Annotated in this window: 15 protein-coding genes; all 15 read right to left on the bottom strand. The window is 73.1% G+C overall.

What is annotated here, in order from left to right; all coding sequences use genetic code 11:
• Position 1: 1 nt before the first annotated feature.
• Positions 2-568 (bottom strand): elongation factor P, encoded by a 567-nt coding sequence (efp, locus tag ABZ861_RS09200; RefSeq protein WP_361626156.1) that lies wholly within the window; start codon positions 566-568, stop codon positions 2-4.
• Between the two features lie 49 nt (positions 569-617).
• A complete protein-coding gene (locus ABZ861_RS09195) occupies positions 618-1724 on the bottom strand; it encodes an aminopeptidase P family protein (protein WP_361626153.1) in 1107 nt (368 codons plus the stop codon).
• Positions 1725-2059: 335 nt separating this feature from the next.
• Positions 2060-3001: an AAA family ATPase gene (locus ABZ861_RS09190; protein ID WP_361626150.1), complete on the bottom strand. Its 942-nt coding sequence runs from the start codon at positions 2999-3001 to the stop codon at positions 2060-2062.
• A 229-nt stretch (positions 3002-3230) separates the two neighbouring features.
• A complete protein-coding gene (gene aroB, locus ABZ861_RS09185) occupies positions 3231-4322 on the bottom strand; it encodes a 3-dehydroquinate synthase (protein ID WP_361626147.1) in 1092 nt (363 codons plus the stop codon).
• The gene (locus tag ABZ861_RS09180) at positions 4319-4801 is read right to left on the bottom strand and encodes a shikimate kinase (RefSeq protein ID WP_361626235.1); all 483 of its coding nucleotides are present in this window, start codon (positions 4799-4801) and stop codon (positions 4319-4321) included. Before ABZ861_RS09180 ends, aroB begins: the two co-directional genes overlap by 4 nt.
• A 32-nt stretch (positions 4802-4833) precedes the next feature.
• Positions 4834-6018 (bottom strand): chorismate synthase, encoded by a 1185-nt coding sequence (aroC, locus tag ABZ861_RS09175; RefSeq protein ID WP_361626144.1) that lies wholly within the window; start codon positions 6016-6018, stop codon positions 4834-4836.
• A 744-nt stretch (positions 6019-6762) separates the two neighbouring features.
• A complete protein-coding gene (locus tag ABZ861_RS09170; RefSeq protein WP_361626141.1) occupies positions 6763-7605 on the bottom strand; it encodes a shikimate dehydrogenase in 843 nt (280 codons plus the stop codon).
• Positions 7583-9358 (bottom strand): endolytic transglycosylase MltG, encoded by a 1776-nt coding sequence (gene mltG / locus ABZ861_RS09165; protein ID WP_361626138.1) that lies wholly within the window; start codon positions 9356-9358, stop codon positions 7583-7585. Before mltG ends, ABZ861_RS09170 begins: the two co-directional genes overlap by 23 nt.
• 121 nt (positions 9359-9479) lie before the next feature.
• Positions 9480-9944 (bottom strand): Holliday junction resolvase RuvX, encoded by a 465-nt coding sequence (ruvX, locus tag ABZ861_RS09160; RefSeq protein ID WP_361626135.1) that lies wholly within the window; start codon positions 9942-9944, stop codon positions 9480-9482.
• Positions 9944-12616, bottom strand: coding sequence for an alanine--tRNA ligase (gene alaS / locus ABZ861_RS09155; RefSeq protein WP_361626132.1), 2673 nt, complete (start codon positions 12614-12616; stop codon positions 9944-9946). The genes ruvX and alaS overlap by 1 nt, the downstream gene beginning before the upstream one ends.
• Positions 12616-12969 (bottom strand): hypothetical protein, encoded by a 354-nt coding sequence (locus tag ABZ861_RS09150; RefSeq protein WP_361626129.1) that lies wholly within the window; start codon positions 12967-12969, stop codon positions 12616-12618. Before ABZ861_RS09150 ends, alaS begins: the two co-directional genes overlap by 1 nt.
• Before the next feature lie 10 nt (positions 12970-12979).
• The gene (locus ABZ861_RS09145) at positions 12980-13420 is read right to left on the bottom strand and encodes a DUF948 domain-containing protein (protein WP_361626232.1); all 441 of its coding nucleotides are present in this window, start codon (positions 13418-13420) and stop codon (positions 12980-12982) included.
• Positions 13421-13659: 239 nt separating this feature from the next.
• Positions 13660-14274 carry a 30S ribosomal protein S4 gene (gene rpsD, locus ABZ861_RS09140; protein WP_361626126.1) on the bottom strand — a complete coding sequence of 205 codons (615 nt, stop codon included), beginning with the start codon at positions 14272-14274 and terminating at the stop codon, positions 13660-13662.
• Between the two features lie 321 nt (positions 14275-14595).
• A complete protein-coding gene (locus tag ABZ861_RS09135; RefSeq protein WP_361626123.1) occupies positions 14596-15951 on the bottom strand; it encodes a replication-associated recombination protein A in 1356 nt (451 codons plus the stop codon).
• Positions 15952-16160: 209 nt separating this feature from the next.
• Positions 16161-16817, bottom strand: coding sequence for a vitamin K epoxide reductase family protein (locus ABZ861_RS09130; protein ID WP_361626120.1), 657 nt, complete (start codon positions 16815-16817; stop codon positions 16161-16163).
• Between the last annotated feature and the right edge of the window lie 227 nt (positions 16818-17044).

Raw genomic sequence — 17044 nt, 5'->3', positions numbered from 1 at the left:
GTTAGCTGTTCACCCGGCCGAGGTAGTCGCTGGTGCGGGTGTCGACCTTGATCTTCTCGCCGGTGGTGATGAACAGCGGGACCTGGATCTGGTGGCCGGTCTCCAGCGTGGCGGGCTTGGTGCCGCCGGTGGAGCGGTCGCCCTGCACGCCCGGCTCGGTCTCCTGGATGACCAGCTCGACGGCGGCCGGCAGCTCGACGAAGAGCACCTCGCCCTCGTGCTGCGCCACGGTGGCGGTGAAGCCCTCGATCAGGAAGTTGGCGGAGTCGCCGACGGCCTTGCGGTCGATGTGGAGCTGGTCGTAGGTCTCCATGTCCATGAAGACGAAGTACTCGCCGTCCATGTAAGAGAACTGCATGTCGCGCTTGTCGACGGTGGCCGTCTCGACCTTGACGCCGGCGTTGAAGGTCTTGTCGACGACCTTGCCGGAGAGCACGTTCTTGAGCTTGGTGCGCACGAAGGCGGGGCCCTTGCCGGGCTTGACGTGCTGAAACTCGACGACGGACCAGAGCTGGCCGCCTTCGAGCTTGAGCACCAGGCCGTTCTTGAGGTCGTTCGTGGAAGCCACGGTTGCGGAATCTCCTGGACTGACGTACGACCCCGGCGCGCGCACCTGCCTACAGGGCGAGCAGCTCCTTGGTCGTGATGGTGAGTAGCTCGGGTCCGCCGTCCGCCTCGGGGCGCACGACGAGCGTGTCATCGATCCGGACACCGCCCCGGCCCGGGAGGTGGACCCCCGGTTCGACGGTGACCGGCACGCAAGCGTCCAGTTTACCCATGGCCGCGGGGGCCAACTGCGGGTCCTCGTCGATTTCGAGTCCCACCCCGTGTCCGGTGAGCGGTTGCAGTCCCTCGGTGTGCCCGGCGGAGTCCAGCACCTGGCGTGCCGCGCGGTCCACGTCCCGGTAGGCGACGCCGGGCGCCAGCGCCTCGCGGCCGGCCCGCTGCGCGGCGAAGACCAGGTCGTACAGCTCGATCTGCCAGTCCGCCGGGGAGGTGCCGATGACGAACGTGCGCCCGATCTCGCACCGGTAGCCGCGGTAGGCCGCGCCCAGGCAGACGGTGAGGAAGTCGCCCTCCTCCACTCTGCGGTCGGTGGGCCGGTGGCCGCGGCGGCCCGAGTTCGGGCCGGTTGCCACCGAGGTGGGGAAGGCGGGGCCGTCGGCGCCGTGGTCCACCAGCCGCCGTTCCAGCTCCAGCGCCAGGTGCCGCTCGGTGCGGCCCACGAGGATGGACTCGAGCAGCTCGCCGAGGGCCTGGTCGGCGATCTCGGCGCCGATCCGCAGGCAGGAGATCTCCTCCTCGTCCTTGACGACCCTGAGCTGTTCGACCGCACTGCCCAGGTCGGCGGTGCGCAGCCCGGGGGCCGCCGCGGCGAGGGCGCGGTGGCGGGCCACGGTGAGGTGGTGCTCCTCGACGGCGAGCGACTCGGCGCCCTGCGCCCGCGCGACGTCGGCGGCGGCGACGGCGGGGTCGCCGCCGGGCTGGGGCAGCACCTGGACGCCCACCGCGTCGTCCGGGCGCCCGTCGTGCGGCCGGTCCTCCGGTGGGCTCAGGCACACCAACAGGTCCTCGCGCTTTCCGAGGAGCAGGACGGCGCCGCGCGGGGCGGCGCCCGCGAGATACCGCACGTTGGCGGGACGAGTCACCAGCGCCGCCGCGCTGCCTCCCGCGTTGCAGCGCTCCCGTAGGCGGGTCCGGCGGGCCGCGTACACCTCTGACATGGACCGAGCGTAAAAGCGGCGGCGGGAGATCGCCGTTCGGGAGGGGCCGAGTGGGGCGCCTGCCCGGAACCCGGGCGGACGCGGGCCGGGGAAGGGCCGAGTGGGGCATCTGCCTGGAAACCGGGCGGACGCGGGCCGAGGAGGAGCCGAGTGGGGGCCTGCCAGGAACCCGGCCGGACGCGGGCCGAGGAGGAGCCGAGTGGGGGGCCTGCCCGGAACTTGGCCGGACGCGGGCCGCCCGGCCTTCCGCGGGGCGCCCCCTGGCGGGCCGCCCGGCCGGGCCGCCTGATCGAGCCGCTCGGCCGAGGCCGCCGTGTCCGTCGGGCGACGGCCGGCTACCAGCTCGGCGGACTCGCGAGGGCCCGGGACAGCACCTCGTCCAGGACGTGGGCCGTGGTCGGCACGTCCAACTGGGAGTTGTCGATGATGGGCAGGCCGGAGCCGTACCAGCCGGCCATGCGGCCGTGGATGCGGGCGACCTCCTCGTCGGTGAGGCGGCGGTTGCCGCTGCGCTCGGCGTTGCGCTCCAGGACGACGTCCAGGCCCGGGAGCAGGACCACCGGGAGCAGACCCGGTCCGACGTGCCGCTTCCAGCCGCCGAGGCCGACCACCGGGCGGTCGGGGAAGACGGCGTCGTCGAGGATGCAGGAGACGCCGTTGGCGAGGAAGTTGCGCGCGGCGAAGCCGCAGGTGCGGCGGGCCAGGCGGTACTGCGCCTCGGAGTCGTCGTTCCATCCCGACTTGGGGTCGGCGAAGCCGGAGCGGACCCACTCGCGGACGTCGTCCAGGCTGATGTGCGCGGTGGGCACCCGGCGGCGCTCGGCCCAGTGCCGGGCGACGCTGGTCTTCCCGGCGCCCGCCGGGCCGATGAGCAGCACCGCGAGGGTGGCGCCGGTCGCGTCGGGCGCGGCCTGGGCGGGCGGCACGCTGGGCATCGGGACCGGCGTCCCGGCCGGCAGCAGGAGGTGCCCGGTGGCCTCCCCTCCGGGCGGCGGCGGCGCGACCGGCGGCTGGGCCGCGGGCATCCGCGGCGCCGGGGGCGGCTGCGGCACGGGCGGGACGGTCGGGATCGCGACATGCGGCGCGCCCTGCGCTCCGGGAGGGACCTGCTGCGGGGGCGCCTGCGGGGGCAAGGGGGCGGCGCCCTGACGCGGGTCCGGGTGGTGTGCGGCCGGGTGCCGCCCGCCCGGGTGGTGTCCGCCCGGCGGCTGCCAGCCGGCGGCCGGTCCGTGCCCCGGCTGGTGGGGCGGCAGCGGCGAACCCCCTGCGTGCTGCATCCGGTGCCACTCCGTCTCATGCGAGGCCATGGGCGCTGACGGCGGGTCCTCGCCCCGCCGCCTACCGAACGGTACCGTCCCCGGCCGCCCTGTGGTGAACGGCGGGGGACGGCCCGAAGTGCCCGCCGTCGCAGGGCGCGTGGGCCGGACCGTGCGGCGGCGCGGCTGGGGGTCCCTTGTTGGGTCCATGCCGTGCCGCGCGAGCCCGGCATGGTGGTGCAGGAGGGCCCTACTGCCCCACTTCGCCGAACGCAGCGAGCAGGACGGCCGGGTCGGGGCCCTCCAGGACGGTGGGCCTGGCCAGCCCGTCGAGCACGATGAAGCGCAGCAGGTCGCCGCGGGACTTCTTGTCGACCTTCATGGTCTCCAGGAGCTTGGGCCACTGGTCGTAGCGGTAGTGCAGGGGCAGTCCGACCGACTCCAGGACGGTGCGGTGCCGGTCGGCCGTCGCGTCGTCCAGGCGGCCCGCGAGACGGCCCAGTTCGGCGGCGAAGTGCATGCCGACGGCGACCGCCGCGCCGTGCCGCCACTTGTACCGCTCGTTCTTCTCGATGGCGTGGCCCAGGGTGTGGCCGTAGTTGAGGATCTCCCGCGGGCCCGACTCCTTCAGGTCCGCGGAGACCACCTCGGCCTTGACCCGGATGGAGCGCTCGATCAGCTCGGCGGTGTGCGGTCCGGCGGGACTGCGGGCGGCCTTCGGGTCGGACTCGATGAGGTCGAGGATCGCCGGGTCGGCGATGAAACCGGCCTTGATCACCTCCGCGAGGCCCGAGACGTAGTCGTTGACCGGCAGGGAGTCGAGGGCGGCCAGGTCGCAGAGCACGCCCGCGGGCGGGTGGAAGGCGCCCACGAGGTTCTTGCCCTCGGCGGTGTTGACGCCGGTCTTGCCGCCGACGGCCGCGTCGACCATGGCGAGCACCGTGGTGGGCACCGCGATCCAGCGCACTCCGCGCAGCCAGGTCGCGGCGACGAACCCGGCGAGGTCGGTGGTGGCGCCGCCGCCCACGCCGACGATCACGTCGGAGCGGGTGAAGCCGGACTGGCCCAGCGCCTTCCAGCAGTAGGCGGCGACCTCGGCGGTCTTGGCCTCCTCCGCGTTGGGCACCTGGATGGCGACGGCCTGGTAGCCCTGCTCGGCCAGGTCGGCGCGCAGCGCGTCGCCGGTCCCGGCCAGCGCCTCGGGGTGGACGACCGCGACCCGCTTGGCCGCGACCCCGATCAACCCGGCCAGCTCGCCGAGCAGTTGACGGCCCACCAGGACCTCGTAGGGTGCGGCGTCCGCGGCGGCGCCGATCGGGATGCGCGTCACTGCCTCGCTCATGCTTCCTTCAACTCCAGTGCGTCCAGGATGGCTTGGGCGACGTCCTCGGGGCTGCGGCCGTCGGTCGCCACCACGGCGGTGGCGACCTCCTCGTACAGGTGCCGGCGGGCCTCCATCAGCTCGCGCCACTGCTTGCGCGGGTTGACCGCGAGCAGCGGGCGGGCCGCGTTCAGGCCGGTGCGCCGGACGGCTTCCTCGACGTCCATCGAGAGGTAGACCACGCGGGCGGACGCCAGCAGGGCGCGGGTGTCCGCGTCGAGCACCGCGCCGCCGCCGAGCGCGAGGACGCCCCGGTGCTCGGCGACCGCACGGCGCACCGCCTGCTTCTCGACGGCGCGGAAGGCGGCCTCGCCGTCGTCGACGAAGATCTCCGCGATGGTGCGGCCCTGCGCGGCCACGATGTCGTCGTCGGTGTCCCGGTAGGGGGCCGCCAGGCGCTCGGCCAGCAGCCGCCCGACGGTGGACTTGCCGACGCCCATCGGGCCGACCAGCACGACCAGCGGCGCCGCGCTCACCGGACGGCCAGATGGTCGAGGTAGGAGCGCACGTTGCGGCGGGTCTCGGCCACGCTGTCGCCGCCGAACTTCTCCGCCACCGCGTCCGCCAGCACCAGGGCGGTCATCGCCTCGGCGACGATCCCGGCCGCCGGCACCGCGCACACGTCGGAGCGCTGGTGGTGGGCCTGGGCGGGCTCGCCGCTGGCCACGTCCACCGTGCGCAGGGCCCGCGGCACGGTCGCGATCGGCTTCATGGCGGCGCGCACCCGCAGCAGCTCGCCGGTGCTCAGTCCGCCCTCGGTGCCGCCGGAGCGGCCGGTGGCGCGCTTGATGCCCTCCGGCGTGGTCAGGATCTCGTCGTGCGCCTCGGACCCCGGCGTCCGCGCGAGGTCGAAGCCGTCGCCGACCTCGACGCCCTTGATCGCCTGGATGCCCATCAGGGCCGCCGCCAGGCGCGCGTCGAGCCGCCGGTCCCAGTGCACGTGCGAGCCGAGGCCGACCGGCACGCCGTAGGCCAGCACCTCCACCACGCCGCCGAGCGTGTCGCCGTCCTTGTGGGCCTGGTCGATCTCCGCGACCATCGCCTCGGAGGCGTCCGGGTCCAGGCAGCGCACCGGGTCCGCGTCCAGCCGCTCCACGTCGGCGGGCGTCGGGTACACCCCGTACGGGGCCTTCGCCGACGCCAGTTCCACCACGTGGGAGACGATCTCGATCCCGGCCGTCTCCCGCAGGTAGGAGCGGGCCACCGCGCCCAGCGCCACGCGGGCGGCGGTCTCCCGCGCCGAGGCCCGCTCCAGGACCGGCCGGGCCTCGTCGAAGCCGTACTTCTGCATGCCCGCCAGGTCGGCGTGGCCGGGCCGGGGCCGGGTCAGCGGCGCGTTGCGCGCCAGCTCGGCCAGCTCCGCCGGGTCCACCGGGTCGGCGGCCATCACCTTGTCCCACTTGGGCCACTCGGTGTTGCCGACCATGACCGCCACCGGCGAGCCGAGGGTGAGGCCGTGCCGGACGCCGCCGAGGAAGGTGACCTCGTCCCGCTCGAACTTCATCCGGGCGCCGCGTCCGTAGCCGAGGCGCCGCCGTGCGAGGTGGTCCGCCACCGTCTCCGTGGTGATCGGCACGCCGGCGGGAAGGCCCTCCAGCGTGGCGACGAGTGCGGGGCCGTGGGACTCCCCCGCGGTCAGCCAACGCAACCTGCTCAACGGTGCTCCTCATGCTCGCGCCTGCGACTGCGACGGCGCGACCGGGTGCGCGGCCCTGGCCCGCCGCCTTCGATCCTCCCACGTCCCGGCACGGCGACGGGCCACCGGTCCGGCGGGCGGATCCGGCGCCGGGCGCCCGCACCGGGCCCCGGGCCGCGCCCGTCTGCTGGACGGCCTGCGGACGGTCCCCTGACGGACCGCTGGCCGGGACCGCGGCCGAGCCGTGGGAACGGGCTCGGACGGACCGGCGGAAGCGGCTGCGGGCGGATCAGAGGGCGTCTGCCGGGCCGCACAGACGGTCTGCCGCTGGCCCACAGTCAGGTCTGCTGTCGCTCCGCAGACGGCCTGCGGACGACGGCGGACCGACCCAGCGGACGGGCCGACGGAAGCGCTGCATGCTGGCCAAAAGCCGTCCGCAGTGAGCCGACAGACGGTCTGCCGCTGGCCCACAGTCAGGTCTGCTGTCGCTCCGCAGACGGCCTGCGGACGACGGCGGACCGACCCAGCGGACGGGTCGACGGAAGCGCTGCATGCGGGTCAGAGGCCGTCCGCGGTGAGCCGACAGACGGTCTGCCGCTGGCCCCCGGGCGGGTTCGCCGCCGGGCCGCGCGGACCGGACTCGGCACCCCGCCCCGCCGCAGCCGCGACCGCTCCGCCCGCAGCCGCGCCCGCCCCGCCGCAGCGGCGACCACCTCGCCGAGGTCGGCGCGCCGAGGCGGTCGCATCGGGCGTCCGCCGGGGGCGTCAGCGTTCCGCCAGGGCCTTCTCGCCCGCCCGGCGCATCGCCTCCAGCGGGGCCGGGGCGCGTCCGGTCATCCGCTCCACCTGGAGCACGGCTTGGTGCACCAGCAGGTCGAGGCCGCTGACGACGGCGCCGCCGGCCAGGGACCAGCGGGCCGCGAGCGCGGTCGGCCAGGGCTCGTAGAGCACGTCGAAGAGGGCGGCGGGCCGTTCGGGGACGGCCGCGGCGAGCGCGTCCGTCGTGCCGGCCGGGGTGGTGGCGATAACCAGGGGCGCGTGCAGGGCCTGCGCGGCGTCCGCCCAGTCAGCCGTGCGGACCGCGACGCCCAGCCGCTCGCCCCACCGGCGCATCTCGGCCGCGCGGGTCCCGCTGCGGACGTAGGCGACGACCTCGCCGGTGCAGACGCGGGCCAGCGCGGCCAGCGCCGAGGACGCGGTGGCGCCCGCGCCGAGGATCGCGGCGGACTCGACCCGCTCGATGCCGTGCTCGCGCAGGGCGGCGACGATGCCGGGGATGTCGGTGTTGTCGCCGGTGCGCCGCCCGTCCTCGGCCAGCACGACCGTGTTGACCGCCTCCACGGAGGCCGCCGTGTCGCTGACGGCGTCGAGCAGCGGGATGACGGCCCGCTTCAGCGGCATGGTCAGGGACAGTCCCGCCCACTCGGGCCCGAGGCCTTCCAGGAACCCGGGCAGCCCGGTCTCGTCGACCTCGAACCGGTCGTAGGACCAGCCGGTCAGCCCCAGTTCCGCGTAGGCCGCGCGGTGCAGCACTGGGGACAGGGAGTGGGCGATGGGCGACCCGAGCACGGCCGCCCGGCGGGCGTCACCGGTGGCCCGAGGTGGCATTGAACTTTTCCTTGAGCTTCTGGAACTCGGCGTACGTCTTGGCGAACTCGGTCTTGTTCATGCCGTCGGTCGCCACGAAGTAGATCCAGCCGTCGGCGGTCGGGTCGAGGGCCGCCCTCAGCGCGTCCTCGCCGGGGTTGCCGATCGGGCCGGGCGGCAGGCCCTTGTGGGTGTAGGTGTTGTACGGGCTGGTGTTGCCGTTGATCTCCTTCTCGCTGATGTTGATGTCGCTCGTGCCCTTCAGGTAGTTGAAGGTCGAGTCGAACTGGAGCAGCCGGTTGGTCTCGGTGTTCGTGGGCTTGAGGCGGTTGTAGACGACCTCCGCCATCATGCGGAAGTCCTCGTTCGTCTTGCCCTCGGCCTGGACCAGGCTGGCGACGGTGACGAGCTGGAGCGGGTCGTCGAGGCCCAGGCCCTTCGCCTTGGCGGCCAGGTCGTAGCGTGCGTAGGCGGCGCTGGCCTGCTTGACCATCTCCCGCAGGACCTCGTCGGGCTTCATGCCCTTGGCCGCGGGATAGGTGCCCGGAGCGAGGAAGCCCTCCAGCGGGTCGATGATCTGGCTGTGGCTGTTCGCCCAACTGGGCAGGCCGAGGGTCTTGTACTCCTTGGCGGCGGTCTTCTTGGCGGTGCCGCCGGCCAGCCCGAGCTGCTTGTCGATCGCCGCGTACACCTGGACGTCGCGCTCCCCCGGCTTGACCAGCACGCTGCTCTGGCTCTTGGGGTCGAGCATCATCGCGACCGCGCTCGCCGCCGACATCTGCGTCTTCAGCAGGTAGGCGCCCGCCTGGATCTGCTTGCCCTGCGGGTTCTGCGACTGGGCGGCCACGAACGCGTCCACGCTCTTGACGACGCCCGCCTTCTTCAGCGCGCGCCCGATGTCGTAGCCCCCGGCACCCTGCGGGATCTCGACCGTCACGGTCGGGGCCACGCCGTTGCCCGTGTAGTCCGGCGCGGCGCCGAAACGATTTTGGTAGAAGTGGTAGCCGTAGGTGCCCACGACCGCCGCGCCGCTGCCGAACACCAGGACGACGACCAGGCAGGCGCACCCGGTGCGGCGCTTCCTGCCGCCCTTGCCCTTGCCGCCCCTGCCCCTGCGCTCGCCTCGGCCCCGGTCGGGGTCGTCGGCGTCGGGAGCGTCGCCGGCCTCGTCGTATGGGCCGCCGCCCGCGAAGAACGAGTGGTCCTCCTCCGGGGCGTCGCCGGCCGCGGGGTCCCAGTCGGGTCGCTGCTCGGGCTCGGCCGTCCTGCGGCCGGGCGGCTGCGGAGGCGGATAGGCGCCGTGGGCGCCGTAGGGGTCGGGCTGCTCGGGGCCGTAGGCCATGGCCTGGTGGCCGTAGGGGTCCGCGGGATCGGCGGCGTACGGGACCTGCGGCTGGCGCCCGGCGGCGTCCCAGCCGTCCTGCGGGGACTGGGGGTACTGCGGGTGCTGGGGGTACTGCGGGTGCTGCTGGTCCTGGCCGTGGGCCGCGAACCGCTCGTCGTAGGGGTGGTGGCCCTGCTGGCCGTAGTGCGGGGCGAGGGGGCGGCCCTGCTCGTCGTACGACTGCCCGTACGGCTGGCCGTGCCCGTTCTGCTGCTCGGGGCTCCACTGCACCCCGTCGTACTGCGGCTGCTGTGAAGGGTGCTGCGAGCGGCCGCCGTAGGGGGACTGCGCGGCGGCGTGGCCCTGCTGCCCTCCCCATCCGCCGTCCCCGTACAACGGGTCCTCCGGATGCCACGGTTCGGAGCCTGGGCCCCGGCCATACTCAGTCATCGATCCCCTAGAGCCACGAGACGGAGGTCGCGCGGGCGCCGGCCCCGCTTCCGTTCTGCCTCTTGTCGTGCGCCTGCTGTTCGAACACCGGCGCATCGCGCGGCACGTTACCGTATCGCGATCAGATGACCACTTCGACGCCCTCGCCCGGCGCCTCGCCTGACACCCGTTCGGATTCCAGGGCCTGCTGGAGGATGATGACGGCGGCGGCCTGGTCGATCACGGAGCGTCCCTTCTTGGACCTCACCCCGGACGCCCGCAGTCCCTGGCTAGCCGTGACGGTGGTCATCCGCTCGTCCACCAGCCGGACCGGCACCGGGGCGACGCCCCGGGCCAGTTCCGCGGCGAACGCGCGGACCTTGGCCGCCGCCGGCCCCTCGCCCCCCTTGAGGGAGCGGGGAAGGCCGACGACCATCTCGATCGGCTCGTACTCCTCGACGAGCTGCCGCAGGCGGCGGTGGGCGGCCGGGACGTCCCGGCCGGGGACCGTCTCCACCGGTGTGGCGAGGATCCCGTCGGGGTCGCACGAGGCGACCCCGATCCGGGCGTCCCCGACGTCGACGGCGAGCCGGCGGCCTCTGCGCATCAGCGGGCCGCTTCCGCCACGAGCCGCTCCACGGCGTCCACGGCCTCGCCGAGGGCGGCCGCGTCCTGGCCGCCGCCCTGCGCGACGTCCGGCTTGCCGCCGCCGCCGCCGCCGAGCGTCTTGGCGGCGGTGCGCACCAGGTCGCCGGCCTTCAGGCCGCGCTCGCGGGCGGCCTCGTTGGTGGCGATGACCGTGAGCGGCCTGCCGTTGTTCACCGTGAACAGGGCGACCACGGCGGCCCGGCCGCCCTGGATGCGCCCGCGCACGTCAAGCACCAGCCTGCGCAGGTCGTCGGGGGTCGTGCCGTCCGGCACCCGGCCGGTGACCACGGCCACGCCGCGCACGTCCTTGGCGGACTCGGCGAGACCGGCGGCGGCCTGGAGCACCTTCTCGGCGCGGAACTTCTCGATCTCCTTCTCGGCGTCCTTGAGCTTGCCGAGCATGGCGGAGACCTTCTCCGGCAGCTCCTCCGGGCGGCCCTTGACCAGCTCCTGGAGCTGGGCGACGACCGTGTGCTCGCGGGCGAGGAAGCGGTAGGCGTCCACGCCGACCAGGGCCTCGATGCGGCGCACGCCCGAGCCGATCGACGACTCGCCGAGCAGCTTCACCAGCCCGAGCTGGGCGGTGTTGTGCACGTGGGTGCCGCCGCACAGCTCCTTGGAGAAGTCGCCGATGGTGACGACGCGGACCCGCTCGCCGTACTTCTCGCCGAACTCGGCGATGGCGCCCTGCTTCCTGGCCTCGTCGATGCCCATGACCTCGGCCTGCACGTCCAGGTCGCGGGCGAGCACCTCGTTGATCTTCTGCTCGACGTCGGTCATCACGGCCGTCGGAACGGCGGACGGGGAGCCGAAGTCGAAGCGGAAACGGCCGGGCTGGTTCTCCGAGCCGGCCTGGGCGGCCGTCGGGCCGAGGGCGTCGCGCAGCGCCTGGTGGGTCAGGTGGGTGGCCGAGTGGGCGCGGGCGATGGCCTTGCGGCGGCCGGAGTCGACCGAGGCGTGCGCCGTGGCGCCCACGGTCGCCTCGCCGACCTGGACGACGCCCTTGTGCACGTAGACGCCGGGCACCGGCTTCTGGCAGTCGCGGACCTCGACGACGGCGCCGGAGTCCGTCCTGATCCGTCCGGTGTCCCCGATCTGGCCGCCGCCCTCGGCGTAGAACGGGGTGCGGTCCAGGACGATCTCGACCTCGTCGCCCTCGGAGGCGGCCGGGGAGGACACGCCGTCGACGAGGATGCCGACGATGACGGACTCGCCCTCGGTGTCGCCGTAGCCGATGAAGTCGGTCTCCCCGGCGGCGTCCGCGATCTCCCGGTACGCGCCGAGGTCGGCGTGCCCGGTCTTCTTGGCCTGGGCGTCCGCCTTGGCGCGCTCCCGCTGCTCCTTCATCAGGCGGCGGAAGCCGTCCTCGTCCACGGACAGGCCCTGCTCGGCGGCCATCTCCAGGGTGAGGTCGATCGGGAAGCCCCAGGTGTCGTGGAGCAGGAACGCCTTGTCGCCGGAGAGGACCGAGCCGCCGGTCTGCTTGGTCTCGGTGACGGCGGTGTCGAGGATGTTGGTGCCCGCCTTCAGGGTCTTCAGGAAGGCGTTCTCCTCGGCGACGGCGACCTTCTCGATCCGCTCGCGGTCGGTGAGCAGCTCCGGGTACTGCTGCCCCATGATGCGGATGACGGTCTCCACCAGCTCCTGGACGACCGGGCCGGCGGCGCCCAGCAGGCGCATGTTGCGGATGGCGCGGCGCATGATGCGGCGCAGCACGTAGCCGCGCCCCTCGTTGCCCGGCGTGACGCCGTCGCCGATGAGCATGGTGGCGGTGCGCATGTGGTCGGTGACCACGCGCAGGGACACGTCGGAGCCGTGGGCGTCGCCGTAGCGCACGCCGGTCAGCTCGGTGGCCTTGTCGATGACGGCCATGGAGGTGTCGATCTCGTACATGTTCTGCACGCCCTGCAGAATCATGGCGAGGCGCTCCAGGCCGAGACCGGTGTCGATGTTCTGGCTCGGCAGGTCCCCGAGGATCTCGAAGTCGTCCTTGCCGATGCCCTCGCCCCGCTCGAACTGCATGAAGACCAGGTTCCAGATCTCCACGTACCGCTCGTCGTTGACGGCGGGGCCGCCCTCGGCGCCGAACTCGGGGCCGCGGTCGTAGTTGATCTCGGAGCAGGGGCCGCAGGGGCCGGGGACGCCCATGGACCAGTAGTTGTCCTTCATGCCCAGGCGCTGGATGCGCTCGCGGGGCACGCCGACGACCTCGTGCCAGATGCGCTCGGCCTCGTCGTCGTCCTTGTAGACCGTGATCCACAGGCGCTCGGGGTCGAGTCCGTAACCGCCCTTGTCCTGGGCGCTGGTGAGCAGCTCCCAGGCGAACCTGATGGCGCCTTCCTTGAAGTAGTCGCCGAAGGAGAAGTTGCCGCACATCTGGAAGAAGGTGCCGTGCCGCGTGGTCTTGCCGACCTCTTCGATGTCGGGCGTGCGCACGCACTTCTGCACGCTGGTGGCGCGCGCGAAGGGCGGCTTGACCTCGCCCAGGAAGTAGGGCTTGAAGGGCACCATGCCGGCCGGGACGAGGAGCAGAGTCGGGTCGTCCGCGATGAGCGACGCCGAAGGGACGACGGTGTGCCCGCGCTCCTCGAAGAAGCTCAGCCAGCGGCGGCGAATCTCGGCCGACTCCATCAGTGGTCCTCATTCCGGTTGTGCGTGGGGTACGTCGACCTCTCGACGTACTGCGGCTTGTCGGGGTTCTCGATGGCGGCGAGCCGCCGGGGCGCGGGGAGTTCGCCGTCGACGGAGGCGTTCAGGCCGAGCGCCTCGCCGAGTTCGGCCTCCCGCCGGGCCATGTTGTCGCGGACGTCGAGCGCGAACCCCACGGCGCTGTCCTTGATCCGGTGACCGGTCTCCAGGGCCTTGTTCGCCGCGCTCACGGCGACGCTCTGAGGGGTCAACTGCCTCAGCTTGCGGTTGACTTTGGCGGTGGCCCACACACCGGCGGCGACACCCGTGCTGAACCAGAACGTACGGCGGAACATCGCTCAGTCCTTACCTCTCCCGGTTGTTCCGCTTCCCCCGCCGGGCGGCCGGGACGGTGCGGCCCACGATCACGGTACGCCTCGACGGCTTGGCGGGCTCCTGCTCCTTGCGGCCGCTCAGCGCCCGGCGCACGCCGTAGCCGAAGGCGGCGACCTTGACCAGCGGGCCGCCGAAGGTGGAGGCGACGGTGGTCGACAGCGCGGAGGCGTTGGAGGTGACCTCTTGGACGTCGGAGGCGATGGAGTCGACGCGGTCGATCTGGGTCTGCGCGGAGCGCACCGCCTGCGAGGCGTCGGCCAGCAGCGGGACCGCCTGGTCGGTCACGTCCGCCACCAGCTTGGTGGTCGCCTTGAGCGTCTGGGCCAGCCTCGCGAGCGCGACCGCGAGGAAGGAGACCAGGATCGCCCAGAACACGGCCACCAGGATCCCGGCCACCTCGCCACCGGTCACTGTGCGCACCCGCTCCCTGATACGTGCCCGAACGTCTGGACTCTCGCGACCCTCGCCTCGCGAGACCGTCGAGAAAGTCGTGCACCGAGCCTATCGCGCCGCGGACGGGGCGCCGTACCGGATTCCCGCGCCCGGGGCGGCCCGCCGGGCGGCCCCGGGTACGGGCCAGCCCGCCGCCTCGCCCGCCCAGGGGCGGGGAGACGGCGGGCTGGTATGCGGTGCGCTGCGCCTGCCGGAGATCAGCGGGCGTAGTACTCGACGACGAGCTGCTCGTCGCAGATCACCGGGATCTCCTTGCGGTTCGGCTCGCGGTCCAGGCGGAACGCCAGGGCCTTGAGGTTCACCTGGAGGTAGCGCGGGGTCTCGCCCTCGGGGGCGAAGCCGCCCTCACGGGCGATCGTGAAGAGCGTCTTCTCCTTGGAGCGGTCGCGGACCTGGATCACGTCGTCGGGGCGCACGCGGAAGGACGGCTTGTCGACCTTCTGGCCGTTGACCTGGATGTGGCCGTGCACGACCATCTGGCGGGCCTGGTAGATCGTGCGGGCGATGCCCGAGCGCAGGACCAGCGCGTCGAGGCGGCGCTCCAGCTCGACGATCAGGGCCTCACCGGTCTTGCCCTGGACCTTGGAGGCACGCTCGTAGGCGCGCACGAGCTGGCGCTCGGACACGTCGTACTGCGCGCGCAGACGCTGCTTCTCCAGCAGACGGACCTTGTAGTCCGAGTTCTGCTTGCGGCCGCGGCCGTGCTCGCCCGGCGGGTAGGGGCGGGCCTCGAAGTACTTGACGGCCTTCGGGGTCAGCGCGATGCCGAGGGCACGCGACTTCTTGACCTTGGGACGGGACTGGTTCGGCACTGTCTCTGTCTCTTTTCCTAGTCTCCGGCTTGTCAGAGTTATGGGAGGTCGCATCCGCAGCCGGGGAATCCCATAGGGGTCCGCGTGGGACCCGCTGGGCAGCCGCTCCCCTGGTCTGGGCACATACGTGCAGTACGCGAGTGGCCCACCGACCGCTCCGGGGAAACCGGGTGGTGGTGGGCTGCCCGCGACACCGTTCGACGGTGCGCGACGCTCCTGGAGCCGCGTCCCTGGGGACCGGCTCCGGCTGGGTGTCCCGTTCTGACGCGCCGACCTGGGGCCGGACACGGGACTCAGCGCTTGCGGCAGTCTACAGGGCGCTCACGGGCGCTTCCGACCGAGGTGCGCGCGGGTCCACTCCACGGCGTCCGCGTAGCGCGCCTCGCCGCCGTGCCGGCCCGGCGCGTAGTACTCGCGGTCCTTGAGCGCGTCCGGCGCGTACTGCTGGGCGGCGATGCCCTCGGGCAGGTCGTGCGGGTAGACATAGCCCTGGGCGTGGCCGAGTTTGGCCGCGCCCTGGTAGTGGCCGTCGCGCAGATGCGGCGGCACGGTGCCGGCCAGGCCCTTGCGCACGTCCCCCAGGGCGGCCCCGATCGCCGTGGTGGCGGAGTTGGACTTGGGGGCGAGGGCCAGCGCGATGGTGACGTGGCTGAGGGTGAGGGCGGCCTCGGGGAAGCCGATCATGGCGACGGCCTGGGCGGCGGCCACCGCGAGGGGCAGCGCGTGGGGATCGGCGAGGCCGACGTCCTCGCTGGCGGAGATCATCAGGCGGCGGGCGATGAACCGGGGGTCCTCACCCGCCTCGATCATGCGGGCCAGGTAGTGCAGGGCCGCGTCGACGTCGGAGCCCCGGATGGACTTGATCAGGGCGCTGGCCACGTCGTAGTGCTGGTCGCCGTCGCGGTCGTAGGCGACCGCGGCCCGGTCGACCGTCTCCTCCAGCGTGGTCAGGCCGATCTCGCCCTCGCCCTTGTCGAGCGCGGCCCCGGCGGCGGCCTCCAGGGCGGTCAGCGCCCGGCGGGCGTCGCCGCCCGCGATGCGCAGCAGGTGGTCCTCGGTCTCCCCGGGCAGGGTGACGGCGCCCTTCAGGCCGCGCTCGTCGGTGAGGGCGCGGCGGAGCAGGCCGCGCACGTCCTCGTCCGTGAGGGGTTCGAGGGTGAGCAGCAGGGAGCGGGACAGCAGCGGGGAGATCACCGAGAAGTACGGGTTCTCGGTGGTGGCGGCGATCAGGGTCACCCAGCGGTTCTCGACCGCGGGGAGCAGGGAGTCCTGCTGGGCCTTGCTGAAGCGGTGGATCTCGTCGAGGAAGAGGACGGTCTCCCGCCCGTACCCGCCGGAGGCGCGGCGGGCGCCGTCGATGACCGCGCGGACCTCCTTGACGCCCGCGGTGATCGCCGACAGCTCCACGAACCGCTTGTCGGTGGCCTTGGAGACGACGTAGGCGAGGGTGGTCTTGCCGGTCCCGGGCGGACCCCACAGGATCACCGAGGACGGCCCGGCGGGACCTCCGGCGCCCTCGCCGACCAGTCGGCGCAGCGGCGAGCCGGATTTGAGCAGGTGCTGCTGGCCCACCACCTCGTCGAGGGTGCGCGGGCGCATCCGGACCGCCAGGGGACTCGCTGCCGGGTCCTTCTCCTGGCGTTCTTCCGCTGCGGCGGTGAACAGGTCGGGCTCCACCCTGAAACCCTATGGCACGCCGCTGACAATGCCGTCCGCCCCCGGTCCGTGCGGACCGGGGGCGGCGGGAACCGGGGGTGCTGTGGCCCCTCGGGGCGGCTCGGATCCGGGCGGCTCGGATCCGGGCGGCTCGGATCCGGGCGGTTCGGATCCGGGCGGTTCGGATTCGGGACGGCTCAGACACGAGGCGGCTCAGGCACGGGGCTCGGTCAGACGAAGAGGCTGCCGCCCCAGCGGGTCAGGATCAGCATGGCGATGACGCCGCAGTGGGTGACCGGGAGCACCCAGGTGAACTCGCCCAGGAAGCTCTTGAGCGGGCGCGGGGCCGGCAGGAAGTCGTTGCGGACGTTGGCCGAGGTCACATACCAGAACATGGCGATCGTGGCGACCCACGCCAGCGAGCACCACAGGCACAGCGCGTTGATCTCGTACAGCGACTGGATCTGGAGCCAGGTGATGAAGCAGACGCCGAAGAGCGTGCCGGCGTTGAAGGTCAGCCAGTACCAGCGCGGGAAGCGGGCGCCGGTGAGCAGGGTCATGCCGACGCAGATCACGATGCCGTAGGCGACCAGGCCGATCATGGGGTTGGGGAACCCGAAGACCGACGCCTGCTTGCTCTCCATGACGCTGCCGCAGGACACGATCGGGTTGATGCTGCAACTCGGGGTGAAGGTCTTGCCGCTGAGCTTGCCCTCGAGGATCTTCTGCTTGTCGATCGTGATGACCCACGCGGCGAGCAGTCCGGCCGCACCGGTGATCACCATCAGGAGCGCGAAGGCGCGGCCGGATCCGGCAGTGCGCGGACCGGCGGCGGCACGGCCCGGTGCGGGCTCCGTGGAGGCGTCCTTGACAGTCGTCTTGCTCATCACGCCGATTCCGTCACTGGGGAGGGGGACCTGCTTCGGGCACGGCCATTGTGCCGCACCCGTGCGGGGGTCCACCGTTCGAAGGACATAAGAGGGCGCGCACACCGCTCCCCGGGCGTTCGATTCCGGACGGCGGGCCGGCCGCCGCCGGGACCGGCGGCCCCGGCTGCGGGCGGGGCCGGGCGTCCGGGGCGTCCGGGGTGCTCGGGCTGTTCGAGGTGTTCCCG

The sequence above is a fragment of the Streptomyces sp. NPDC046985 genome, from assembly GCF_040644415.1.
Classification (GTDB): Bacteria; Actinomycetota; Actinomycetes; order Streptomycetales; family Streptomycetaceae; genus Streptomyces.
The sequence above is the reverse complement of the archived record's forward strand: the minus strand, read 5'-3'. Positions and strand labels throughout refer to the sequence as shown.

What these genes read in the sequence shown, in the direction of transcription:
- ABZ861_RS09130 (WP_361626120.1), bottom strand. Translation starts at nt 16,817, where the DNA reads ATGAGCAAGACGACTGTCAAGGACGCCTCCACGGAGCCCGCACCGGGC.
- alaS (WP_361626132.1), bottom strand. Translation starts at nt 12,616, where the DNA reads ATGGAGTCGGCCGAGATTCGCCGCCGCTGGCTGAGCTTCTTCGAGGAG.
- ABZ861_RS09190 (WP_361626150.1), bottom strand. Translation starts at nt 3,001, where the DNA reads ATGCAGCACGCAGGGGGTTCGCCGCTGCCGCCCCACCAGCCGGGGCAC.
- mltG (WP_361626138.1), bottom strand. Translation starts at nt 9,358, where the DNA reads ATGACTGAGTATGGCCGGGGCCCAGGCTCCGAACCGTGGCATCCGGAG.
- ABZ861_RS09150 (WP_361626129.1), bottom strand. Translation starts at nt 12,969, where the DNA reads ATGTTCCGCCGTACGTTCTGGTTCAGCACGGGTGTCGCCGCCGGTGTG.
- ABZ861_RS09180 (WP_361626235.1), bottom strand. Translation starts at nt 4,801, where the DNA reads ATGGGCGTCGGCAAGTCCACCGTCGGGCGGCTGCTGGCCGAGCGCCTG.
- ABZ861_RS09195 (WP_361626153.1), bottom strand. Translation starts at nt 1,724, where the DNA reads ATGTCAGAGGTGTACGCGGCCCGCCGGACCCGCCTACGGGAGCGCTGC.
- aroB (WP_361626147.1), bottom strand. Translation starts at nt 4,322, where the DNA reads ATGAGCGAGGCAGTGACGCGCATCCCGATCGGCGCCGCCGCGGACGCC.
- ABZ861_RS09170 (WP_361626141.1), bottom strand. Translation starts at nt 7,605, where the DNA reads ATGCCACCTCGGGCCACCGGTGACGCCCGCCGGGCGGCCGTGCTCGGG.
- ruvX (WP_361626135.1), bottom strand. Translation starts at nt 9,944, where the DNA reads ATGCGCAGAGGCCGCCGGCTCGCCGTCGACGTCGGGGACGCCCGGATC.